At 41.2% G+C, this 22,355-nt stretch carries 22 protein-coding genes; 12 read left to right on the forward strand and 10 right to left on the reverse strand.

Annotated features, from left to right (window positions below):
- The 7 genes from PSV17_RS02820 to PSV17_RS02850 all read left to right on the forward strand — a co-directional run bounded on the left by PSV17_RS02820 (nucleotide 1) and on the right by PSV17_RS02850 (nucleotide 6,445).
- Nucleotides 1-1,794: a hypothetical protein gene (locus PSV17_RS02820; protein WP_300479473.1), complete on the forward strand. Its 1,794-nt coding sequence runs from the start codon at nucleotides 1-3 to the stop codon at nucleotides 1,792-1,794.
- Nucleotides 1,795-1,881: 87 nt separating this feature from the next.
- Complete coding sequence (locus PSV17_RS02825) at nucleotides 1,882-2,079, forward strand: hypothetical protein (RefSeq protein WP_300479475.1); 198 nt, start codon at nucleotides 1,882-1,884, stop codon at nucleotides 2,077-2,079.
- Nucleotides 2,080-2,159: 80 nt separating this feature from the next.
- The gene (locus PSV17_RS02830) at nucleotides 2,160-2,579 is read left to right on the forward strand and encodes a YdbL family protein (RefSeq protein ID WP_300479477.1); all 420 of its coding nucleotides are present in this window, start codon (nucleotides 2,160-2,162) and stop codon (nucleotides 2,577-2,579) included.
- A 167-nt stretch (nucleotides 2,580-2,746) separates the two neighbouring features.
- Nucleotides 2,747-3,256, forward strand: coding sequence for a hypothetical protein (locus tag PSV17_RS02835; protein ID WP_300479479.1), 510 nt, complete (start codon nucleotides 2,747-2,749; stop codon nucleotides 3,254-3,256).
- Between the two features lie 53 nt (nucleotides 3,257-3,309).
- The gene (locus tag PSV17_RS02840) at nucleotides 3,310-4,080 is read left to right on the forward strand and encodes a 3'-5' exonuclease (RefSeq protein ID WP_300479481.1); all 771 of its coding nucleotides are present in this window, start codon (nucleotides 3,310-3,312) and stop codon (nucleotides 4,078-4,080) included.
- Between the two features lie 116 nt (nucleotides 4,081-4,196).
- Nucleotides 4,197-5,573, forward strand: coding sequence for a 23S rRNA (uracil(1939)-C(5))-methyltransferase RlmD (rlmD, locus tag PSV17_RS02845; RefSeq protein ID WP_300479483.1), 1,377 nt, complete (start codon nucleotides 4,197-4,199; stop codon nucleotides 5,571-5,573).
- 182 nt (nucleotides 5,574-5,755) lie between these two features.
- Nucleotides 5,756-6,445: an OmpW family outer membrane protein gene (locus PSV17_RS02850; protein ID WP_300479485.1), complete on the forward strand. Its 690-nt coding sequence runs from the start codon at nucleotides 5,756-5,758 to the stop codon at nucleotides 6,443-6,445.
- Nucleotides 6,446-6,599: 154 nt separating this feature from the next.
- Here PSV17_RS02850 and hemN read toward each other — a convergent pair whose 3' ends face one another.
- Entirely contained in the window at nucleotides 6,600-8,000 is a 1,401-nt protein-coding gene (gene hemN / locus PSV17_RS02855) for an oxygen-independent coproporphyrinogen III oxidase (protein WP_300479962.1), read from the reverse strand.
- A gap of 294 nt (nucleotides 8,001-8,294) precedes the next feature.
- On the opposite strand from hemN, the gene fnr reads away from it, so the two are divergent.
- Both fnr and PSV17_RS02865 read left to right on the forward strand, forming a co-directional pair.
- On the forward strand, nucleotides 8,295-9,026 hold the full coding sequence (gene fnr / locus PSV17_RS02860; protein ID WP_300479964.1) for a fumarate/nitrate reduction transcriptional regulator Fnr: 732 nt from the start codon (nucleotides 8,295-8,297) through the stop codon (nucleotides 9,024-9,026).
- A gap of 56 nt (nucleotides 9,027-9,082) precedes the next feature.
- Complete coding sequence (locus tag PSV17_RS02865; protein WP_300479488.1) at nucleotides 9,083-9,958, forward strand: radical SAM protein; 876 nt, start codon at nucleotides 9,083-9,085, stop codon at nucleotides 9,956-9,958.
- A gap of 2 nt (nucleotides 9,959-9,960) precedes the next feature.
- Here PSV17_RS02865 and ubiM read toward each other — a convergent pair whose 3' ends face one another.
- The 9 genes from ubiM to PSV17_RS02910 all read right to left on the reverse strand — a co-directional run bounded on the left by ubiM (nucleotide 9,961) and on the right by PSV17_RS02910 (nucleotide 19,794).
- Nucleotides 9,961-11,139: a 5-demethoxyubiquinol-8 5-hydroxylase UbiM gene (gene ubiM, locus PSV17_RS02870; protein WP_300479490.1), complete on the reverse strand. Its 1,179-nt coding sequence runs from the start codon at nucleotides 11,137-11,139 to the stop codon at nucleotides 9,961-9,963.
- Nucleotides 11,140-11,149: 10 nt separating this feature from the next.
- The gene (locus PSV17_RS02875; protein WP_300479492.1) at nucleotides 11,150-11,407 is read right to left on the reverse strand and encodes a FixH family protein; all 258 of its coding nucleotides are present in this window, start codon (nucleotides 11,405-11,407) and stop codon (nucleotides 11,150-11,152) included.
- 77 nt (nucleotides 11,408-11,484) lie between these two features.
- Nucleotides 11,485-12,969, reverse strand: a complete 1,485-nt coding sequence (gene ccoG / locus PSV17_RS02880; protein WP_300479495.1) for a cytochrome c oxidase accessory protein CcoG — start codon at nucleotides 12,967-12,969, stop codon at nucleotides 11,485-11,487.
- A gap of 129 nt (nucleotides 12,970-13,098) precedes the next feature.
- Nucleotides 13,099-13,992, reverse strand: coding sequence for a cytochrome-c oxidase, cbb3-type subunit III (gene ccoP / locus PSV17_RS02885; protein ID WP_300479498.1), 894 nt, complete (start codon nucleotides 13,990-13,992; stop codon nucleotides 13,099-13,101).
- A 42-nt stretch (nucleotides 13,993-14,034) separates the two neighbouring features.
- Entirely contained in the window at nucleotides 14,035-14,172 is a 138-nt protein-coding gene (locus PSV17_RS02890) for a cbb3-type cytochrome c oxidase subunit 3 (RefSeq protein ID WP_300479501.1), read from the reverse strand.
- A 42-nt stretch (nucleotides 14,173-14,214) separates the two neighbouring features.
- Complete coding sequence (ccoO, locus tag PSV17_RS02895) at nucleotides 14,215-14,853, reverse strand: cytochrome-c oxidase, cbb3-type subunit II (protein ID WP_300479504.1); 639 nt, start codon at nucleotides 14,851-14,853, stop codon at nucleotides 14,215-14,217.
- A 9-nt stretch (nucleotides 14,854-14,862) separates the two neighbouring features.
- Nucleotides 14,863-16,299, reverse strand: a complete 1,437-nt coding sequence (ccoN, locus tag PSV17_RS02900; protein ID WP_300479506.1) for a cytochrome-c oxidase, cbb3-type subunit I — start codon at nucleotides 16,297-16,299, stop codon at nucleotides 14,863-14,865.
- 407 nt (nucleotides 16,300-16,706) lie between these two features.
- On the reverse strand, nucleotides 16,707-18,074 hold the full coding sequence (locus PSV17_RS02905; RefSeq protein ID WP_300479508.1) for a sigma-54 dependent transcriptional regulator: 1,368 nt from the start codon (nucleotides 18,072-18,074) through the stop codon (nucleotides 16,707-16,709).
- A gap of 31 nt (nucleotides 18,075-18,105) precedes the next feature.
- On the reverse strand, nucleotides 18,106-19,794 hold the full coding sequence (locus PSV17_RS02910; RefSeq protein WP_300479511.1) for a sensor histidine kinase: 1,689 nt from the start codon (nucleotides 19,792-19,794) through the stop codon (nucleotides 18,106-18,108).
- A gap of 214 nt (nucleotides 19,795-20,008) precedes the next feature.
- Here PSV17_RS02910 and PSV17_RS02915 point away from each other — a divergent pair, with 214 nt between their 5' ends.
- From PSV17_RS02915 to PSV17_RS02925, 3 genes are all read left to right on the forward strand, one after another.
- Nucleotides 20,009-20,959, forward strand: a complete 951-nt coding sequence (locus PSV17_RS02915; protein WP_300479513.1) for a hypothetical protein — start codon at nucleotides 20,009-20,011, stop codon at nucleotides 20,957-20,959.
- A 14-nt stretch (nucleotides 20,960-20,973) separates the two neighbouring features.
- A complete protein-coding gene (locus PSV17_RS02920; RefSeq protein WP_300479515.1) occupies nucleotides 20,974-21,474 on the forward strand; it encodes a hypothetical protein in 501 nt (166 codons plus the stop codon).
- A 217-nt stretch (nucleotides 21,475-21,691) separates the two neighbouring features.
- Entirely contained in the window at nucleotides 21,692-22,348 is a 657-nt protein-coding gene (locus tag PSV17_RS02925) for a thermostable hemolysin (protein WP_300479517.1), read from the forward strand.
- The last annotated feature ends 7 nt before the right edge of the window (nucleotides 22,349-22,355 follow it).

Raw genomic sequence — 22,355 nt, forward strand, 5'->3', positions numbered from 1 at the left:
ATGTTTCTACGGTTAGTTTTTGCGATTGGTTTTTGTTGCAGCTTGTTTTCTCCGCAAGTTCTAGCGATTAGTGCCATTCAAATTCAAGTTGGCGAAGTGGATGCGCCTGCAGGTAAGCTCAAAAATGCGCAATTTCAGGTGGATTTAAAAGGTACGAAGCCGACTCTAATCCTAAAAGCAGAAGTGAAGCCCACCAACGAAAAGGAGTTCATTCCCTTCAATCTGCAATGTGAGCAATTTAATACCGAGAAAATCGGGCGAGTTGATTGCTTGAAAGGCAGTTTTACGGCCAAGCAAGTAAAAGCGCCATTTTCAGTACATTTTGTGAGTTATCCGAATGACTTTGCAATGGATATAGCTTTTAATGCGGCTAATTTTAGCGATGAATCTGGTTTGCATGCGGGTGAAAACCTCACTGGTCAAATTAAACTTGCGGCAAAAAGTGTCAACAACATTTGGCAATGGAACGGCCTGATTAGCTGGGATAAAGGCGAATTGTTTTGGCAACCATTTTATTTCGGCAAAGCGGGTAATCGTTTTGAAGTTAACGGCACTTTCAAACAGCCTATGCTGAATATTGAGAACGCTAGCTTACTGGTGAATGAGGTAGGTAAAATGACCTCAAGCGTGCAAATTAATACCAAAACTCAAATGGTTGAAGATATTAAAGTCAATGCAAAAGATGTTGATTTTGCCGGGCTCTACGCTATATTCTTGAAACCCATGGCTGAAAAGTCAGTGTTCGGTAATTTAGAGGTATCTGGCAAAGCCGATTGGCAATTTGAGATTAAGAATTTAGAGCCGAGTAGTTTTGAGCTTAACTTACGCGATGCCAACATTGATGATAAAAATGGCAAATTTGCTTTCAAGCATATGAATGCGCATTTGCCATGGGATTACAATAATGCCAAAACCGTGAGTATTGAATATGAAAGCGGAAATTTGCTCAAAATGCCTTTGGGAGACACCAAGTTAAGCGCGGTAATTAATCGCTACTCATTCACTACACCGCAACTCACCTTGCCAATTTTAGATGGCGCGCTTAATTTCACAGATTTATCCGCGGCGATGATTGCCGATAATTGGTACTGGCATGTCGGCATGAATGTTTCACCAATATCGATGAGCGCATTTAGCAAAGCGCTGGGTTGGCCAATCATGCAAGGTAAAATATCAGGCCGCGTGCCGCAAGTGACTTACGCAGGTAAGCAACTAGTGATGGATGGTGCGATGACCTTTAATGTATTTAATGGCACAATTGGCATGGATAACCTTAAGATTGAAGATCCGCTAGGTGTGGTGCCACGTTTACAAGCTGATTTGCAAATGCGCGATTTAGATTTAGGTGACTTAACGCGTACATTTAGCTTCGGTAATATTGAAGGTAAGTTAGACGGTGATGTAAAACACATGGTGCTGGAAAATTGGAAACCAGTGCGCTTGGATGCCTCTATTCAAACCAGCGAAGGCAAACACCTTAAAAAGATTTCACAACGCGCTGTGGAAAACATTACCGCTTTAGGTGGCGAGGGCACCGCAGTTGCTTTGCAAAGGACATTTTTACGTTTTTTTAAAGAGTTTAATTACGACAAAATTGGTTTAAGCTGCAAATTACGTCAAGATGTCTGCGAAATGGGTGGCGTTGAGTCAACCGCAACAGGGTATGTGATCGTTAAAGGAAGTGGAATACCTGCAGTGAACGTGAATGGCTTTACACAAAGAATCAGTTTGTCTGATTTGTTAGGTAGAATAAAACGCATTACTGACGGCAACACCAAAATGGTGGTGGAATAGTACTAGCAAAGTGGAGTTGGCAGAGAATGCGCAAATTGAACTTTAGTTTTACGCAGTCATTAGGTCGCAATTGAATAAGGAATAACAATGAAAAGTAATTTAACCAAAAATCTATGTTTGCTAGCGGTGATTGCTGGCCTATCAGCCTGCGTGACTATCAACATTTATTTTCCCGCCGCTGCAGCAGAAAAAGCTGCGGATAAAATCATCGACGATGTTTGGCAACTAAAAGATGACGCACAAACATCTACCAATAAACCTGTGGATGCACCAGCCGCTAAATAGCCAGAGTTTCAACCCGATAGTTTGATTTGAATTAAATCGAACAGATTAAGTTGGAAACGAACGATAAAAAAGGAAATAATATGCAAAAACTTATGAATGTTTTTATAGTGGTGATGACGATGTTTTTAACAATGAGTTTGGCAAATGCAGTGCCAGACTTAGAAATGAATACGCCTGCGATTTTGGCGATTAAAAACAGCATGCAAGCGCGCCATAATCAATTGGCGCCGCATTATGCGAGTGGTGCTATCGGGCTAACTAAAGATGGTCTAATTGCAGTGCGCGACACCACTGCGGTGCCCCTAAAAGATAGGCAAGGTATCAATGCGCTAGTCGCAGCTGAAAATGCTGATCGCAACGCCTTATATAAAGAAATTGCCGCAGGTAACGGTCACCCAGAATGGCGTGGTGATATTCAAGGCACATTTGCAGGTCGCTGGATAGATAAAGCACAAGCTGGCTGGTACTATCAAAATGATAGTGGCTGGGTCAAAAAATAATCACTCAAAAATAATAAACCTCAAGGCTGCATAGGCAGCCTTTATTTTTTATACAGAGCTAAATTTATAATTGAAGTAAGCTATTAATCTTACGTTGTTTCTGGTTAAGACTTCATTCTTCAAGGCATACACTAAGCTTAACTTTGATAAGTTAAGGGAGTGCAAAAATGCCAAGTCATTCTTCAAGCATGCCAAGCAATATCTCAAGTAACGTGATTAACTTTCCCTCTTTTGGCAAGCCAATTACCTTAGACGATCAAGGCGTGTACTACGCAATGAACACGCGAACGCAAACTATCCACAGCATATTTCAATTGGATTATCAGGGTGATGATTGGTATTTATTTCAGTTAGAAAGCACCGACAATGAAGATGAGACACGATGGTCACTTTTGATAGGCAATGTGGATTATGTGCTTCATAGTATGGCTTCTGCACAAATTAAGCAGCACTTTTCAAAGCCAGAATATGCCGAGCCCAGAGGTGCATGGCAAGTCATTAAAAACTCAAAATTTGGTTTTGGTAAATTTACGCCAATCCAAGCTGCTGAGCCAGTTCTTTACGCGATGTTAGCCTTTGTAGACGGTGAAATGCTGACGCCAATATTAATACATAAAATTGAAGAGTCAGCGGAATCTGAGCAAGTCGCTACATTAGATACAGCGGAGTTTGCCTAAATAGTCACACAGGCTGGTTGCTCATTAGATGTTGAATCGTGTATGCTTTTGGCATGACGCCTACCTTAGTATTTGATATCGAGACCATTCCTGATACGAATGGTCTTCGTATTTTGTATAATCTGCCCCCAGAAATTTCGGCAGACGATGTTGCCAATATTGCTTTGCATCAACGTCGCCAGCAAAATGGTACAGACTTTTTACCCTTGCATCAACATCGTATTTGCGCCATTTCATGCGCCTTGCGAGAAGGTAATAATTTCAAAGTGTGGACGCTTGGTGATGCAGATGCGACCGAAGCTGAAATCATTCAGCGCTTTTTTGATGGAATCGATAAATTCACTCCGCAAATCATCTCTTGGAATGGCAGTGGCTTTGATTTACCAGTTCTGCATTATCGCGGGCTGATTCATGGTATTAACGCCAGCCGTTATTGGGATTTAGGCGAGGACGATAAAGACTTTAAATGGAATAACTACATTAGCCGTTACCACATGCGCCATTTAGATTTAATGGATGTGATGGCGATGTACAACGCGCGTGCCAATGCGCCCTTGGATGATTTGGCTAAGTTGTGTGGTTTCCCAGGAAAATTGGGTATGGATGGCAGTAAAGTTTGGGATGCCTATAAAGCAGGTAAGATTGAAGAAATCCGCAATTATTGTGAAACAGACGTCGCCAACACACACTTGGTTTTCTTACGTTTTCAACTCATGCGTGGAAACCTGTCGCCTGCCGCGTACGAAGCTGAAATTAAGCTTGTTCGTGAGACATTAACCAACTACAGCGCACCGCATTGGACTGAGTTTCTATCTGCTTGGTAGCCATCTTTTTTTGTAGCGGTTTTTGTAGGGTGATCCGCTACTAAATACATGACACTTTTAACAATGCGTTAATAATGCGTTAAAATCACACCTCATTCAGAAATTCAGGTTTTCACATGGCACGTCACGCTAGAAATCGCAATAAACCCCCAGCTGTCCTCGAAACAAAACATGCGACTATTGAGTCGCTAGATCAAGAAGGGCGTGGTGTTGCGCATGTCGAAGGTAAAACCATTTTTATTGATGGCGCTCTGCCAAATGAAAAAGTGACTTATCAGTCCATTCGCATTAAGCCGAGTTATGAAGTTGCTAATGTGGTGGAGGTGCTCAAACAATCTACTCAACGCGTGATACCTAAATGCCCGCATTTTGGCTTGTGTGGCGGTTGTAAAATTCAGCATTTAGATTTCGCCGCGCAAGTGGCGGCAAAGCAAAGATTACTTGAAAATGATTTATGGCATATTGGCCAAGTAAAAGCCGACAATATGCTACCGCCACTATATGGTCCTACATGGGGTTACCGTCACAAAGCGCGCTTAAGTGTTAAATATGTAGAAAAGAAGCAGCGCGTACTGGTCGGTTTTAACGAAAAAGCAACACGATACGTGGCAGATATGAATTCTTGTGAAGTGCTAGTGCCGGAGGTTTCCGCACTGATAGCGCCATTGCAAGACATGATTTTGCAATTAAGCATACGTGACAAGTTACCGCAAATTGAGTTAGCGGTGGGTGAAGCAGACCTAGAAGCTGGAAGCAATCACCCCGTGATCGTATTGATATTGCGCATTATGGAGTCACTAAATTCGGATGATGAAGCCTTACTAACAACCTTTGCTGATACGCATAAAGTACAGATTTGGACGCAAACTAAAGGCCCTGACACGATTAAGCCGTTTTATCCATTGGCTGGTTCTGCGCTTAAATACAGCTTGCCAGAGTTTGGTTTAACTTATCCATTCAAGCCAAATGAATTTACACAAGTGAACCCATACATTAATCGAGTGATGTTGCGCCGTGCAATGCAGCTATTAGCACCGCAACAAAATGAGCGCATCGCAGACTTTTTCTGTGGAATTGGCAACTTCACTTTACCCATTGCCCGCAGTGGTGCGCAGGTACTGGGCTTAGAAGGTTTGGCGAATTTAGTCGATAGAGCCAATGAAAGCGCAGTTTTAAATGCTATCGAGCATGTTAAGTTTGGCGTTGCCGATTTATTTAAAATGACCGAATCAAGCTTAGCCGAACTTGGCAACTTTGATAAGTGGTTAGTAGATCCACCACGCGATGGAGCATTTGAGCTAGTAAAAGCTATTACGCCAGAAACTGCACCAAAATTAATTGTTTATGTGTCATGTAACCCAGCCACATTAGCACGAGATGCAGGTGTGTTAGTGAGCGAAAAAGGCTACACATTGAGTGCGGCTGGCGTGATTAATATGTTCCCGCATACGGCTCATGTCGAATCAATTGCATTATTCATGCTTAATTCATAATAAAAGCCCTAATCCTAAAAAATTCACATCTAGCTTTTACCTTAGTTAGTTAAGCCTTGTTGTAAAAAAACAACGCTTAACTTTTTAATACATGTAATTGATACACATCAAATGGCTTATCCATAGCCCCTCGTAGAATTCACACATCGGATTTATTAATTTCTTATGTGGAGAGTTTAAAAATGAAAAAATCATTATTAGTATTAGCGCTTGCAGCCGCTTTCGCACCTGCGTTAGCTCAAGCTGAAGCTGGTGATTGGGTAGTGCGTATACGTGCAGTGGATGTTAGCCCAAATGAAGATAGTAAATTAGGCCAGACTGTTGCTAAAAATGTTGCCCCAGGTTTAATCAACACAGGTGCAAACTTGTCTGTAGATAGCAATGTGATTCCAGAATTGGATATCTCTTACTATTTTACTAAGAATATTGCTGCTGAACTTATTCTTGCATTAGGTAGTAGACATGATGTGAGTGTTACTGGAGCAGGTTCAGGTGTGCTTCAAAATCAAAAATTAGGTAGTGTGAATCTTCTACCTCCTACACTAACTGCTCAATGGCATTTCATGCCAGATCAAACATTTGATCCATATATCGGTGCTGGTGTTAACTACACAAATATGTTGGATCGTAATTTACAATTTAGCCAAGGTATTACTGGTACTAAAATTAAGATTGATCGCGATAGTTTTGGTTTAGTAGCCCAAGCAGGTTTTGATATTAACTTGAAAGATGGTTGGTTAATAAACGCTGATGTTAAATATGCAAAAGTAGATACAGACGTAAAAATGAACTTTGGTGGTAATTGGATTAAGATCGACTCATTAGACATCGATCCATGGGTATTCGGTATCGGTATTGGTAAAAAATTCTAAGAATATGTTTTTAATATAAAAGATTTTAAGGCTCCACCTTTGCCTCTATCGTTTTCGGTAGGGGCTTTTTTTTGTGTCTACTTTTAGAATAATAAAAATCAGACAAAAAAATAGCCGATAAAAAATTCTATCGGCTATTTCTGTAGTGATTAACTTAAATTATTTTTGAAAAACGTGCGCGATTACGGTCAGTTTGTAAGTATTTATCAAACAACATTGCAACAGCGCGTACAAAGAACCAACCAGTGTCGGTGACCTGTAAACCGCTATCATCCAGTTCTAGCATACCTATCGCTTGTTGCTCTTTTAATAGCTCAAGCTCTTTTGCGAAGTAAGTTTTAAAGTCAATTACATAAGCCAGTTCAATTGATTCATATTGCAATGCACCTTGGCACATTATGGCCATAATCACCGCGCGGCGTATTAAATCGTCTCTTGATAATGCTAATCCGCGTACCACTGGGAAGCGGCCTTGATTGAGATAGTCATAATACTCTTCAATGGTTTTTGCATTTTGGCTATAAGTTGCTCCCACGCGACCTATTGCTGAGACGCCCAAGCTGATTAAGTCACAATCTGGTTGTGTGCTATAACCTTGGAAATTACGATGCAATCTACCTTGACGTTTTGCGATAGCTAAATCATCGTCTGGTAAAGCAAAGTGATCCATGCCCACATACACATAACCAGCCTCAATAAATGCTTTTAAGGCATTCGATAGCATGGTAATTTTATCTTGCGCTGCGGGTAACTCATATTCGCTTATTCGACGTTGTGGTTTGAATCTCTCTGGTAAATGCGCATAGCCGTATAGCGCAATTCTATTGGGCCTTAGTTCTACAATTTGTTTTAAGGTGCGAGTGAATGACTCGGGCGTTTGCATCGGTAGTCCGTAGATTAAATCTACATTAATAGACTTAAATTGTAGCCGACGCGCGGCTTCAACTAAAGAAAACACTTGTTCAGCAGGCTGAATGCGATGCACTGCTTTTTGCACTTCTGGGTCAAAGTCTTGCACACCAAAACTTAGGCGGTTAAAGCCCAATTCGGCTAAATGTTTTAAGCGTTGTTCATTCACCGTGCGCGGGTCAACTTCAATTGAATATTCGCCATTTGGCGCAAAAATAAAGTTGTGCTTTAGCATATTCATCAATTCAGATAATTCATCATCTGAGAAAAAAGTGGGTGTGCCACCACCCAAATGTAATTGTGAAATGGTATTTGCTGAACTTTTCTTAGTACCTTTTGCAGTACCCAAATGCTCCATATGTAAATCAATTTCGCGATTTAGATAACGTAAATATTCCGCACTACGTTCATGATGCTTGGTAACAATTTTATTGCATGCACAAAAGAAGCAAAGTGATTCACAAAATGGAATGTGCACATAAATTGATAAAGGCAGTGCTGCACCCGCAACACGTCTTTGTTCTAAGGCTAATTTGTAAGCGTCTTCAGTAAATGCCTCTACAAATCTATCCGCAGTGGGGTAAGATGTATAGCGAGGGCCAGAAACATCATATTTCTGCAACATATCTATTGATACGCCTGGCATGATATAGCTGGGGTTTGCTGATGAGGCGATATTAATTATATCGTCATCAGGCTCTATTGAAATGTTATTAGCGTTCATGAATCCACTCCTACAATTTAGTTCAGCCTAGTACTATGCCAGCTTTGGTAGAATGGCTCTTTGATGCAAATCAAACGATAATGCGTGAATTTAGTTTTACTATCTCGATGTGGAACTATTGGTATGTTGATGAGATATAATATATCTTGAATAATCCGTAGTAACTAGGTGTGATTAGCGTTATGCTTGCATTACCATCTTAAGTTTTATCAAAATATGAATCTAGCCATTACTCCAGAATCTGTAAAAGTAGCCTGCTCAAACTGCAACCTGCGCGAGCTTTGCATGCCTGCTGGATTTAATACTGCGGATATGAAAAAGTTAGATGAAATAGTCGCAACGCGACGCAGAGTTAAGCAAGGTGATATGCTTTTCAGTAATGGTGATGTGTTCACCTCGCTTTATGCGATTAGAACAGGTTTCTTCAAAACCTGCGTTTCAACTGAAGATGGTCGAGAGCAAGTGACAGGCTTTCAAATGGCAGGTGAAATTATCGGCTTAGATGGCATTGTCACAGACCATCATAGCTGTAACGCAGTAGCATTAGAAGATGCTGAAGTTTGTATAATGCCTTTTGCCAATGTTGAAGACTTATCCCGTGAATTCCCTTTGTTACAACGTCATGTACATAAAATTATGAGTCGCGAGATTGTTCGCGAAAATAGCGTGATGATGTTGCTCGGTAATATGCGTGCGGAAGAACGTTTAGCGGCTTTTTTACTGAATTTGGTGCAGCGTTTACATGCCCGTGGATTTTCACAATCTGAATTAACGCTTAGAATGTCGCGAGAAGAAATAGGCAGTTATCTTGGCATGAAGCTAGAAACCGTAAGCCGCGCTTTTTCTAAATTTAGTGATGAAGGCATCATTGAAGTAAAACAGCGTTATGTGCGTATTTTAAATGCAGATGCGCTCAAGAAAATATTCAATCCAGAAACCTGTAATTAAAATCTAATTCTTTTTAGCGTGATCAATATTGATTACGGTAGGTTCAAAATCCCAGAATGACTGACCAACAAACACTGACCGTATCGGATCATAACCGCGATGTAAGCGGTATGAAGTACGTCTATCCAGTTGTTTCTCGTCGCGCTGGTGGCGTTTCAATTGGCATTAATCTTAATGTTAATAATGCCTGTAACTGGCGCTGTGTCTATTGCCAAGTGCCCAATCTTACGCGTGGTACGCCGCCGCCAATTGACTTACCTTTACTAGAAAAAGAGCTTAGATCTTTCTTGACCTATGCATTGCATGGCGACTTTATGGCGCGCTATGTGGCTGAAGGGGATAGACATCTGAAAGACATCGCCTTTTCAGGCAATGGCGAACCTACGAGCGCGAAAGAGTTTCCCGAAGTAGTGTCCTTAGTGGAGAAAGTGCTAATAGAATTTAACTTGTTAGGCGCTAGTGGCAATACCAATCAAGTTAACCTTATCAAATTGAGATTGATTACCAATGGCAGTTTGATGGATAAGCAAACCGTACTTGATAGTGTGAGCCACCTAGCTAAATGCAATGGTGAAGTTTGGTTTAAGCTTGATGCAGGTACTAAAGAGGGCATTTCCCGAATTAATGATGTGAATTTGACTCCAGAAAGTCATATTCAGCGCCTAATAAAATGCGCGGCAGCTTGCCCAACTTTTATACAAACTTGCATGTTTGGATTAGACGGTGAGCCGCCACAAGAAGCTGATATTGAGGCTTATTTAGCGCTCATTAGCCAAGTTAAGGATGTCGTTCAAGGAGTGCATCTCTACGGACTTGCACGTCCATCATACCAAGCTGAAGCGGCAAGATTAAGTCGTTTGTCAGAAGAGTGGCTGGGAGGCGTAGCTCAACGCATACGCCAGCTAGGCCTTACTGTATACGTTAGTCCGTAACTCTAGCGTGCGTCCGCTAGAAAGCCAGCCACTGCCCGTTTGAACGGTGCTAATCGATTACCTAATCGTAGCGCCCCCGCTCTTAATAGTCTTGCTGGCGGGCTGTTGCTGCCATAAACTTTAGCAATGGCATGCGTAGCAAGAAACAATGGGCGCGTGTCACGTCTATGCTTTTGTTCGTAACGCAGAAGTAGCGAGTGAGAAGCAAAGTCTTTACTCGCTGCAATGGCTGATTTGATTTCAGCGGACAAAGTTGCAATGCCCTTTAATCCAAAGTTAAAGCCATGTGCAGTGACTGGGTGCATACCCACCGCAGCATCGCCTATTAATGCAAAGCGTTGCCCTATAAGGCGTTTGGAATATACAGTCACTAATGGATAGGCGTGTTTGGTAGAAACAAGGTGCATGGCACCAAGTCTATGTTTGAACCTTGCAGAAACTTCGCTGTTAAAATCTGCCTCATCCATTTTCATCAAAGGATTCATTTCATCTGGGGAAAGTGTAATGACCACAGATGAACGCGCTCCATTCATCGGCAGTAATGCCAAGGTTTGCCCATAGTCAAACCACTCCCATGCAGTATGTTCATGAGAAATAGGGTGTTCCATCACGCAGACCATCATGGTTTTGCCGAAATCATGCATATCAGCAGCAATGCCCATTGCGCGACGTGTTTCAGAGAATCGGCTATCCGCACCTATTAATAATTTAGCTTGGATAATTTCGCCATCACTCAATGTAATTTGAGCAATGTTAGCGTCAGTCTTAATATTGGTGACTTCTACTTCTGTTTTAAAGCTAATGGCGGGGGATGATTTAACCGCCTCGTAGGCTGCTTTACGAATAAGGTGATTTGAAACTAAAAAGCCAAGTTCAGCTTTTTGCGTGTCGCGATGACCAATATCCATTGAGAGTAATGAAGAGCCGTTAAAAACGCGCGCATCTCGTAATGGTGAAATCGCATCAGGCGACAAATGTGCCCATAACCCTAACTCACGCATGAGCTCTGCTGAGTGGTGAGTTAGCGCAATTTCACGACCATCAAAAGCAGGGGAGGCAATGCTATGCTCAGATTGGCGCTCAATTACTACCGTGTGAAGACCCAAATTTGCAAGTGCTTTAGCAAAGCATAAGCCAGCTGGTCCTGCACCTATGACAACAACATCCGTGATAGTCGCCATAATCGCTAAGTTACTGATTTTCTATTGGCTTAAGACCAGTTGCTGCATGGTTGCGTGCTTGCATGGCGGGCGCCATGCCATCACGATCAGCACTTAGTGTTTTGTTGATTTCCATGCCTTTGCGATAGTAATCATCAATCACTGCATCAGGCCGAGTGACTGCTAAATATAAAGTAATAAAAGATGCGATAACAACGAGTAAAGGCCCAGCAATAATTAGCCAAACATAACCAAAATGCCACCAAGGTTTTGTATCCAGTTTTTCCATCATATTTCCTTATATTATCTTTAGTTTTTACACTAAGGTTTTAGCTTAAGTTTTACCTTAATAATTTCTTTAACTTCTTATCTAGGCACTAAAAAGACCGATTTCTCAGTGATCGTCTCTTTGCTTTCAACGGCCTCAATAGAAAATTGAATTTTATGTGAACCAGATTCTGCACTGCCATCAGGGATCTTTAAAGCAACGATCACCCAGCGTGATTCTGTCGGTTTAACCATAAATGTAGGACTGTTTTCATCGACCCGTGCATTACTGTCGCTTTTATCTTGTATTTCTTTAGAATCTTTCGCATCAATTGCAATACCCTTTAATCCTTCAACACTCACGCGGTAATGCTGAGTATCTTCTGTCCCATTCATGATTTGCATGCGGTAGACATTTTCTAACATGCCATCCTCAGTTATACGTCCCATGACAGCGCTATCGCGCATAATGTCTACTCTAAAAGGTGTTCTGAACCACAAGCTGGCTAATAAACCAACAACCAGAAGTAAAAGTACTGAAGAGTAAATAAGCACACGTGGACGTAGTATGCGCATAAACATTTGATGGTGAGACCAACTATTTGTCAATGCGTTCTGTGTAGAATATTTTACTAATCCTCGCTCATAGCCCATTTTGTCCATTACCGTGTCGCATACATCTGCACAGGCGCCACAACCAATACATTCATATTGCAAACCATCACGAATATCAATACCAGTCGGGCAAACCTGAACACAAAGGCTGCAATCTATACAAGAACCCATTGATTTTGAATTAATCTCAGCCTTACGTGAGCGTCCACCGCGTGGCTCGCCGCGAGCTTCATCATAAGTAACAATGAGTGTGTCATCATCAAACATTGCACTTTGAAAACGTGCGTAAGGACACATATATTTACAGACTTGCTCGCGCATGAAACCAGCATTACCGTAGGTCGCAAAACCGTAAAAGCCCACCCAAAACATTTCCCAAGGACTTAAGCTTAGTTTAACAACTGCATCAGCTAGCTCACGAATCGGCGTAAAGTAGCCTACAAAAGTAAAGCCTGTCCATAATGCAAATGTAATCCAAGCAAAATGTTTAATCACTTTTCTGCTGAGTTTTTTTGAAGACATTCCAGCGGCATCGAGCTTCATGCGTGCGGCGCGATCACCTTCAATTTTCTTTTCTATCCAAAGAAATATTTCGGTGTAGACGGTTTGAGGGCAAGCATAGCCACACCATAATCGACCAGCAATTGCGGTAAATAAAAATAAAGATAGGGCGGAAATAATTAGAATTGCAGTGAGGTAAATTAAATCTTGTGGATACAAAACTAATTTAAAAATATAAAAGCGCTTGGCTTCAAGATCAAATAATAGCGCTTGGCGATTGCCCCATTCTAACCAAGGCACGCCGTAGAAGAAGAGCTGGGTTAACCAAATCATTACCCAGCGCCATTGTGTGAAGAAACCCGAAACGCTACGTGGGTAGATTTTCCCAGCCGATTCGTATAGAGAAATGACTACCTCATTTAAGGGAATCGTTGTTTCTGGGTTATTGCCACTTGGTGCTTTAGTCATGCATCCAACTTTCTAAAACTCGCTTTAATTTCTATTTGTTACACGGCATTAAAGAAGATACTTTAATGCCGTTTGTGACTATGCTTACATATTAACGACTTACTTTGTCTCCGAGCTTAGTTGCCAACCTTATTTATTGTTAGAGAAGCCCCAAACATAAGCTGCCAATACATGAATCTGAGCAGGGGTAAACTTCTCACTCCACGCAGGCATTTGGTTGACTTTACCTTCATTGATACGTTTGATAATAGCTGCCTCACCTGCGCCATGTAACCAAATTTTATCTGTTAGGTTAGCTGATCCCATATCTGGATTACCTTTACCTTCAGCACCGTGACAGGCAGCACAAGAAGCAAATTTTTCTTTACCTAAACCAGCGCGACCTGAATCGTAAATACTGCCAGATAAGCTTAGAACATAATTCGCCACGTTTTTAACGTCTTCTGGGCTTCCTACAGCAGCCGCCATTGGAGGCATCATACCGATACGACCACCAACGATTGTTTCTTCAATTTTAGCTGGACTACCGCCGTGTAACCAGTCGCTGTCAGTAAGATTTGGAAAGCCACGACTGCCTTTAGCATCTGAACCATGACATTGAGCACAGTTGTTCATGAATAAGCGCTCGCCAATGGCTCTTGCTTCAGGATTCTTTGCCAAGTCTTCAGTTTTCATGACAGCAAATTTAGCGTACATAGGTTCTAACGCTTTATTTGCAACCGCTACTTCTTGCTCGTATTGTTTAGTTGCAGTCCAACCTAATTTACCAGCAAAACTACCTAAACCTGGGTAAGCTGCAAGATAAAACAATGAAAAGACTATCGTAATTATAAACATCCCAACCCACCAGCGTGGTAATGGATTATTTAGCTCATGAAGATCTTCATCCCATACATGACCACTACCGGCTACTGGTATTTTTATTTTGCTTGTTTTCCATAACAGAAAAGCACAGCCAAATATCCCTACCAATGAGATGGTTGTGATAAAAATAGGCCAAAAATTATTCGTAAAGTCACTCATTTTATTTTCCTTTATTCTTCACAATATGAAGCATTCTTAACTCTAATCTTCTTTAAAAGGCAGATTAGCTGCCTCTTTAAAGTCTGAAGTTTTTCTATTTCGCCAAACCCAGATAAGAATGCCAATAAACACAATAAAACTAATAATGGTCGCAGCAATGCGAAGTGTAGTTATATCCATTTTGGGTTCTTCCTTATATTGAGTTACTTCAACTAATTTAGCTTACTTCAAGTGAATACCTAAAACTTGCAGGAATGCAACCAAGGCATCTAGCTCAGTTTTACCTTTAATATCTTCCACAGCACTTGCAATTTGAGCGTCAGTGTAAGGTACACCTACGGTGCGTAACGCGCGTAGATGAGTTGGCATTGAGTCTGCATCAACAAGTGTTGTTTCTAACCAAGGGTAAGCAGGCATAATAGATTCAGGCACTAGATCACGTGGATTAATCAAGTGAATGCGTTGCCAATCATCACTATATTTACCACCAACACGTGCTAAGTCAGGACCTGTACGTTTACTACCCCATTGAAATGGATGATCGTAAACAGACTCGCCAGCTACAGAGTAGTGACCATAACGTAAAGTCTCCGCACGGAAAGGGCGAATCATTTGTGAATGGCAGTTATAACAACCTTCACGCGTATAGATGTCGCGACCTGCCAATTGCAATGCCGTGTATGGTTGTAAACCAGTGATAGGCTCTGTTGTTGATTTTTGAAAGAATAAAGGAACGATTTCCACTAAACCACCAAATGCAACTGTGAGCAAAATCAGCACGATTAGTAGAAAGTTATTCGTTTCAATTTTCTCGTGGCTAAAGCCACTTTTTGTTTCACTGTTTTTATTTATGTCAGACATAATTTTTCCTTAAGCGTGAGCAGTAAGAGCTGGAATTGTAGTAACAACAGCTTTTCCATTAGATGCAGTTTTAAGCACATTCCACAACATAATTACCATGCCGCTTAGATAGAGTAGTCCACCTAATGTACGAATGATGTAGTACGGATGTTTTGCTTTCACGCTTTCTACGAATGTATATGTCAATGTGCCATCAGTGTTAATCGCACGCCACATTAAGCCTTCCATCACACCAGAAATCCATAGTGAAGAGATGTAAAGCACGATACCAATAGTGGCTAACCAGAAATGTAATTCAATTGCTTTGATACTGAACATTTGTTTTTGACCGAACAAACGTGGAATCATGTAGTACAAAGCACCCATTGAAACTAAACCAACCCAACCTAAAGCACCTGAGTGAACGTGACCAACAGTCCAGTCTGTGTAATGTGATAGTGAGTTAACTGTTTTAATCGCCATCATTGGACCTTCAAACGTACTCATACCGTAGAAAGATAATGAAACAATTAGGAAGCGTAAGATAGGATCTGTACGCAATTTGTGCCATGCGCCAGACATTGTCATCATGCCGTTAATCATACCGCCCCAGCTTGGTGCTAACAGAATCAAGGAGAATGCCATACCGAGAGATTGAGTCCAGTCAGGTAATGCTGTGTAATGCAAGTGGTGAGGACCCGCCCACATATAAGTGAAAATTAATGCCCAGAAATGCACGATAGACAAACTATATGAGTAGACAGGGCGACCAGCTTGTTTAGGCACAAAGTAATACATAATGCCCAAGAAACCTGCTGTTAGGAAAAAGCCAACCGCATTATGACCGTACCACCATTGAACCATTGCATCTTGCACACCAGCGTAAGCTGAGTAAGATTTCATATAGCCCGCAGGAATCGCTGCGCTGTTTACAATGTGTAGTAAAGCAACCGTTAAGATAAATGCGCCAAAGAACCAGTTAGCTACATAAATATGTTTTACTTTACGTGTACCAATCGTACCAAAGAACACAATCGCATATGACACCCAAACTACTGCGATTAATAAATCAATTGGCCACTCTAGTTCAGCGTATTCTTTACCTTGTGTGAAGCCTAAAGGTAGAGAAACCGCAGCGGCTACAATGACTAGCTGCCAGCCCCAGAATGTAAAAGCTGCCAACTTAGGCATAAATAGCTTAGTTTGACAGGTACGTTGTACTACATAATAAGAAGTGGCAAATAGAGTACAGCCACCAAATGCAAAAATTACTGCGTTGGTATGTAGTGGTCTTAAACGACCAAAACTTGTCCAAGGTAATCCGAAATTAAGTTCGGGCCAGACAAGTTGTGAGGCGATAATCACGCCCACCAACATACCGACCACACCCCAAACTACGGCCATGATTGAAAATTGCCGTATGACGCCATCTTCATACGTAATTGCTTGAGTTTTAAGGTCTTGCATTTATTTCCCCTATCGCACTTATTGATAATTCTTTGTGAGTTTCACACGTGACATTCTGTCGCAGCTTGCAAAAAACCTAATTGATTTATATCAACTAGGTAGAAATTGACTTAAGTTCTAAAGGTCGACATTCTAGCGCTGTTGTATACGCTTAGCTAGAATTAATTGCTTGATAACGTAGAAGATTTTTGAATTTTAGCTTAATTAAATCAGTTACAAATAGATACAATTTTCACCGATAAGTTTCAGTGATTATTTTAAAAAATTTTAATTTACTAAAACTTCAAAAAACTGATAGTCAGACTTGATGTTGTTTTAAGATTTGCTATGAAATGGACTTAAAATATACGCAACTATCTGTTAGTTCATAAACCGCAGATTAATAAAATCTAATTGAACGCAATATTTTAATCTGTTAAGTGATAACGGCTTAATTTATACCAAAGTGTACGCTCGCTAATATCTAGCAATTTTGCTGCACGACTTTTGTTGCCGTTGACTTGTGTCAGTGCCTCTGAAATCATTTTTATCTCCATAGATTGCACCGCGTCAGGTAATGAGAGTGATTGCCTTGAATTTGATGTGTCATTTGTATGTGTTAATAATGGAGCTATAGGAGTAGCTTTCTTAACAATATCTGCAGGTAAGTTTTCCGCTCTTATTAATTGACCGCTGCAAACGATGGCCGCACGTTCCAGCACATTTTCTAGCTCACGAATATTTCCTGGCCAAGCATAGTTTTCTAGTAGGCTGGCGGCATTGTCATCAATACGCACGTTACGTTTTTTTAGAAAATGCGCTGCTAGTATTTTGATGTCACTTAGTCGGTCACGCAAAGGGGGTAAGTCAATACGGAATACATTCAGGCGATAATATAAATCCTCACGTAACTTACCTTCTTTTATCGCCTGCATGGGGTCGCGATTGGTTGCGGCCACAACCCGAATGTCTACATTCAATTGCCGATTGCTTCCTAAGCGCTCAATGCTACCTTCTTGCAGCGCGCGAAGTAGCTTGGCTTGCAAGGCAATTGGCATTTCAGTCACTTCATCCAGAAATAAAGTACCACCATCAGCTAGTTCAAACTTGCCTATACGTTCTTTAACTGCGCCAGTAAAGGCACCACGCTCATGGCCAAATAATTCAGATTCCAGCATTTCAGACGGAATCGCTGCACAATTGACTGCAACAAAGAGAGCATCCTTTCTTGGAGATTGTTGATGAATGGCACGCGCTACAAGTTCTTTACCCGTTCCTGTTTCACCAGCAATCAGTACGGTAGCTTTTTCAGCAGCCACTTGGGAAATAGCCTGATGCACTATGCGAATAGCTGGACTCTCGCCAATTAAACTTTTGCCTATTTGCCCAGCTTCATCTCGAAGAAACTGATTTTCGACTTTTAATCGAGTAACCGATAGTGCTCGACTAATGGCAATTTCAAGAGTTTCTAAATCAAATGGCCGTAGGATGTAATCTGAAGCGCCTAATTTCATGGCTTGCACTGCTGAAGAAATTTCACCTTGAGCCGTGACGATAATCACTGGTATCTCGATATTTTCCGCGCGCAAGGTTGCTAGTAGTTTTAAGCCATCCATCACTGGCATGTGCAAATCGCTTACGACTAAGTCGATATTATCATTTCGCAAAATTGTAAGTGCTTCTTTACCATTTTCTGCGACTACTGGCTGATAGCCAGCTTGGCGTAAGCTAATTTCTAGCAGACGTCGCATATGGGGTTCATCATCAACAGCGAGAATGCGTTTTTGCTGATTCATTTTTTGATACGTTCCATAAAAATATTTTGTTTTATACAGCTATGTCGACAGGTAGTTGTAGCCGAAATTCGGCACCGCCTAAGCTACTTTGATGCACACTAATATTGCCATGATTTGCCATTACAATTTGCTTTACAATTGCCAGTCCCAAGCCAATGCCGCCTCTGCGTTTACTGAAGAATGGCTCAAATACTTGGTTACGATGCTCAACGGGAATGCCTAGACCATTATCGGAAACGGTAATTAACACTTGGTCAATTGAGTGAGTTACTTTTAATATTATTTTGCCATTATCTTGCAATACTTGAATTGCATTGAGTAGTAGGTTTAATAAAACCTGTGTGATTTGCTCTGCATCGCACAGGGCGATAGCTTTTTCATTCGCCTCGCAAATCAGTTCTATTTTTTTACTCTCAGCCTGTATGCGCAACATTGCAACGCATTGCTGCGCTAGTTCCGTAAGGTCGGTATGTTTAAAATCAGGTAATCTCGGCCTAGCTGAGTCAATCAATGCCGACACCAGTTTATTTAAACGTTCTGTTTCGCTAATAATGAATCCACAAACTTCGCGGCCTTCTTCACTAATATTGGGCTCACGTAATAAGACTTGGGCGGATGAGCGCAAAATTCCCAAAGGGGTGCGCACTTCATGACTCATGGCGGCTGCCATTTCACCGACTACTGCTAGTTTCGCTGCTCGTGTCAAATGCTCTTTGGAGCGCTCAAGGTCGTTAATCATTTTGCTGAAAGCGTTTGAAAGTGCTGTGATTTCTTCGGGCTCAACTAGGTTACTCGTACTAGGAGGCAAGGCATTGCTTGGCTCACGAATAAAATTATTGGCAAAAGCCGTGAGATTAACAAGTGGCTGAGTTAATGCTGTAGCGACTGGGAACGCAATTAAGCTAGCTAGAATAATGGTGGCAACCAATAAGCCAATAAAAATATAAGCCATTTGTTGGATTGGCGCTAATGCGTCTAAACGATATTCTGCAATCACAACGTACCACTTGAAGCCGTTATAACCTTGATAACCTTTGGATTTAGAAGAGGTCGATAATTTTTCTTTAGTTTGAACGTCTGACCAATGTGCGGTCATCGATAATACTTTGTTATTACCCTCAAAAAGTGCCGCACCGCTTCTTCCTGAAACAGCGCCTTCTAAAATAGTGGTGATTTGATTCCAGTTAAAAACCGTGACCAGAGTGCCAAGTTTATTGCCGTCAAAAGCATCTTTAACATCGGTTGAGATGTTGAGTTGCTCCTGCATAATAGGCGCAATACTTATGTGATTACCCTGAATTTTAGTGCTTAACCAATCGCTAAACTGTGCGCGATGTTTACCAATTGACTCGGCGTTGCTCGATGCAATCACAATGCCTTTGTTATCTACAACATAAAGTTCATTATAAATATCGTGGTAACTGAACTTTAAATCACTTAAAAACTTGGATAGACGCTTATCAATGTCACCAATTCGAACATCTTGCATAATTTCCAACTGGCCCCAAGACGCAGTATTATGCAGACGTTCGAACATAATGCGGTCAATTTCATCTACAGTAGCGTTTGCTCGGGTTTGGGTATCATGTTTAATTTCGGTCTTTAATGCACCGCGAGCCTCAAAAAAAGCCATGCCGGTGACCAGCATAGTTGGCAGTAAACCTACTAGCAAAAATGCACCGAGTAGAATAAAGCGGATAGGCAGGGCTTTTTTAAGCATCTGATTTAGTGCGAGAATGAAAGCATGATAAGTTGTAGTAAATTAAGCAAAGTAATTTATACCGAATGATTCGTTAAGCAAAATGGAATGATATACCGTTGCTAGTTTATCGACGTAGTAGTTTTTTAGAGATGAAGAAATTATGCATGGAGTGAAGATGCTTAGAGCTATTTTAATAAGACCACTGCTATTTTTTATATGCGTGACGATTCTTATGCCTATGCAAACAGCTTTAGCTGCGGAGACAGACGATACATCACCATGGGAGAATTTTAGTTTAGGTGGTTATTCCCATGCCAAAATTAATGTGCATCCTGGTGGAAAAGTAGAAGGAGCTATTAATGAATTCAGCATTTTACTCAGCTGGGAAAATAATAGCCGCTTCCACTTTTTTACTGAGCTGGAAATTGTCAGACCAATTAGCTTCAATACAGATGACACTTCAATTGGCAAAGACAGTTACCTAGATCTAGAGCGCTTCTACTTAGATTACAATTTATCCGAAAAATTGAATGTACGTGCAGGTCGATTTTTAACTCCTGCGGGTCGCTGGAATCTACTCCATGCCGCTCCTCTCGTTTGGACAACGACTCGTCCCTTGGTGACAAGCCGCTTATTTCCTACCGCAATCAATGGTTTGATGTTTTATGGCGCTACCCCTTTAGCAGATAATGCTTTTGAATACAGTTTCTATTTGGAGACATTAAAAGATCAAATTGTAAATCATGAGGAAATTCCATTTGAAGAGACCAAAGGTGCGCGTTTTACGCTTTCGGGTAACGTCAATTGGGGGCTTTCTTTATTGGAGTTTCGCGAGAACATTCCAAATAGTCCTGAATTTCATATGGTGGGATTGGATTTCTTAATACAGCGTCAAGGCTGGGAATTTAGTGGTGAAGCTTTTCAGCGTTACTACAATAATTACACTAATGGTGGCAGCGGCGCTTATCTGCAAGGCGTTGCACCGCTCGGCAATCAGTGGTTTGCAATCGCACGGGTAGAGAATTATATGCGTCCTGAAGAAAGTTCAACGGCGCGTTGGCTGATTGGTTCAGCATGGCGGATGACACCCAGTAAAATACTTAAAATTGAGTATGTAGGTGGCAATGAAGAAAGCACTCAATCGCCGAAAGGCTTACTCGCTTCATTCTCAATTTTGTTTTAGCGCGTCAGTCCTGCATGCATAAATTTAAATTGTTAATGTTGTCTATAAGTGTGCTGCTAGGTAGCCTTATTCAACAGGCGCGCGCAGAAGTGCTGGTTGTGATTGTGCCACGCAATCACAATATTCAGCAGGTAAATGCTAACGAGCTTTCTCTCATTTTTTGGCGAAAGAAGTTGTATTGGGCAGATGGAAAACGTATTCAAACTTTGAATTATTCTGCAACCAATCCACTTAGGTTGCAGTTTTCGCTATCAATCTTAAGAAGTGCGCCAGAAACTCAAACCAATTATTGGAATGGCTTGTATTTCCATGGTATTTCGCCGCCGCATGTTGTGAGTTCGCAAGAGGCGATGCTCAGATTCGTCGCAGCTACGCCAGGAGCGATAGGTTATATTGGAGCTTGTAAGTTAGACGATAGGGTTAAACCATTGGTTTGGATTAATGCAGATCATAATGTTTTATCTACGGCCCCAGAACTCAATTGTTCTGAAAAATCTGCCAGTACTGCTCAGTAATTTAATATAAAACCCTACAAAAATTGCAGGGAATATCAAGTAGTAAGCTGCAAGTCTGCAAAAATTGTGATTATAAAATCATCCGTAGCTATTAAAAATTAAAGCGAATAATCATTGTAACATTATGATTAATATCGATTTAATTTTATAAACAACAATAAGTAACTGACTTGGCATAACGCTTGCGTATATAAAAACATTCTTACAGGAGTGTTTTATGCAATTTGCGCAACAATTAGCTACTGCTGATATTCAACAGTCAGTAATCGATACGACTTCTACACAAAGCAAAAGCGCCGCTATTCATCTGCATGGCGCGCAATCAGTCACCACGGCGATTTCAGGGCCATGCGCGGCTGATAGACAAGAGCTGGAGAGCTTTGTTCGTGCGATCTACCGACGTGCGCATAGTGCAGAAGTCAGTCACTTTATGCCTAAATTATTGAGTGTTCGTGATGCTGGCGGTAAGTTACTTGCAGTATGCGGATTGCGTCATGCCAATCAAGAGAATTTGTTTTTAGAAACTTATTTTGACTCGCCAATCGAGGCGCTATTGTCTCAGCATAATCAAACAATAATCTCACGTAAGGCTATTTTAGAAGTTGGAAATCTAGCCGTTGCTGATCCAATTAATGTACGCAGTTTACTCGCTAGCATCAGCCTGTATTTGCATAGTACACAATCTGAATGGGCGGTTTTTACAGGAATTTCAGTATTACGTAACTCCTTAACTAAGCTCAATATGTCTTTACAGTTTTTGGGAGAAGCGAGTATTAAACGTATTCCAGAACATGAACGTGCTGCTTGGGGTACTTATTACAATGAACGTCCGCAAGTGATGGCGATTCGTCGTACGCAACCAATTGCCCCGTAGGATTTAA

This window comes from Methylotenera sp. (assembly GCF_029946165.1).
In the GTDB taxonomy this organism is placed as follows: domain Bacteria; phylum Pseudomonadota; class Gammaproteobacteria; order Burkholderiales; family Methylophilaceae; genus Methylotenera.

What these genes read in the sequence shown, in the direction of transcription:
- ubiM (WP_300479490.1), bottom strand. Translation starts at nt 11,139, where the DNA reads ATGGCGACTATCACGGATGTTGTTGTCATAGGTGCAGGACCAGCTGGC.
- PSV17_RS02905 (WP_300479508.1), bottom strand. Translation starts at nt 18,074, where the DNA reads ATGAATCAGCAAAAACGCATTCTCGCTGTTGATGATGAACCCCATATG.
- PSV17_RS02820 (WP_300479473.1), top strand. Translation starts at nt 1, where the DNA reads ATGTTTCTACGGTTAGTTTTTGCGATTGGTTTTTGTTGCAGCTTGTTT.
- PSV17_RS02850 (WP_300479485.1), top strand. Translation starts at nt 5,756, where the DNA reads ATGAAAAAATCATTATTAGTATTAGCGCTTGCAGCCGCTTTCGCACCT.
- PSV17_RS02835 (WP_300479479.1), top strand. Translation starts at nt 2,747, where the DNA reads ATGCCAAGTCATTCTTCAAGCATGCCAAGCAATATCTCAAGTAACGTG.
- ccoO (WP_300479504.1), bottom strand. Translation starts at nt 14,853, where the DNA reads ATGTCTGACATAAATAAAAACAGTGAAACAAAAAGTGGCTTTAGCCAC.
- PSV17_RS02920 (WP_300479515.1), top strand. Translation starts at nt 20,974, where the DNA reads ATGCATAAATTTAAATTGTTAATGTTGTCTATAAGTGTGCTGCTAGGT.
- fnr (WP_300479964.1), top strand. Translation starts at nt 8,295, where the DNA reads ATGAATCTAGCCATTACTCCAGAATCTGTAAAAGTAGCCTGCTCAAAC.
- PSV17_RS02890 (WP_300479501.1), bottom strand. Translation starts at nt 14,172, where the DNA reads ATGGATATAACTACACTTCGCATTGCTGCGACCATTATTAGTTTTATT.
- PSV17_RS02825 (WP_300479475.1), top strand. Translation starts at nt 1,882, where the DNA reads ATGAAAAGTAATTTAACCAAAAATCTATGTTTGCTAGCGGTGATTGCT.
- hemN (WP_300479962.1), bottom strand. Translation starts at nt 8,000, where the DNA reads ATGCCAGGCGTATCAATAGATATGTTGCAGAAATATGATGTTTCTGGC.
- ccoP (WP_300479498.1), bottom strand. Translation starts at nt 13,992, where the DNA reads ATGAGTGACTTTACGAATAATTTTTGGCCTATTTTTATCACAACCATC.
- PSV17_RS02915 (WP_300479513.1), top strand. Translation starts at nt 20,009, where the DNA reads ATGCCTATGCAAACAGCTTTAGCTGCGGAGACAGACGATACATCACCA.
- ccoN (WP_300479506.1), bottom strand. Translation starts at nt 16,299, where the DNA reads ATGCAAGACCTTAAAACTCAAGCAATTACGTATGAAGATGGCGTCATA.
- PSV17_RS02830 (WP_300479477.1), top strand. Translation starts at nt 2,160, where the DNA reads ATGCAAAAACTTATGAATGTTTTTATAGTGGTGATGACGATGTTTTTA.
- PSV17_RS02840 (WP_300479481.1), top strand. Translation starts at nt 3,310, where the DNA reads ATGACGCCTACCTTAGTATTTGATATCGAGACCATTCCTGATACGAAT.
- PSV17_RS02875 (WP_300479492.1), bottom strand. Translation starts at nt 11,407, where the DNA reads ATGGAAAAACTGGATACAAAACCTTGGTGGCATTTTGGTTATGTTTGG.
- ccoG (WP_300479495.1), bottom strand. Translation starts at nt 12,969, where the DNA reads ATGACTAAAGCACCAAGTGGCAATAACCCAGAAACAACGATTCCCTTA.
- PSV17_RS02910 (WP_300479511.1), bottom strand. Translation starts at nt 19,794, where the DNA reads ATGCTTAAAAAAGCCCTGCCTATCCGCTTTATTCTACTCGGTGCATTT.
- PSV17_RS02925 (WP_300479517.1), top strand. Translation starts at nt 21,692, where the DNA reads ATGCAATTTGCGCAACAATTAGCTACTGCTGATATTCAACAGTCAGTA.
- PSV17_RS02865 (WP_300479488.1), top strand. Translation starts at nt 9,083, where the DNA reads ATGACTGACCAACAAACACTGACCGTATCGGATCATAACCGCGATGTA.
- rlmD (WP_300479483.1), top strand. Translation starts at nt 4,197, where the DNA reads ATGGCACGTCACGCTAGAAATCGCAATAAACCCCCAGCTGTCCTCGAA.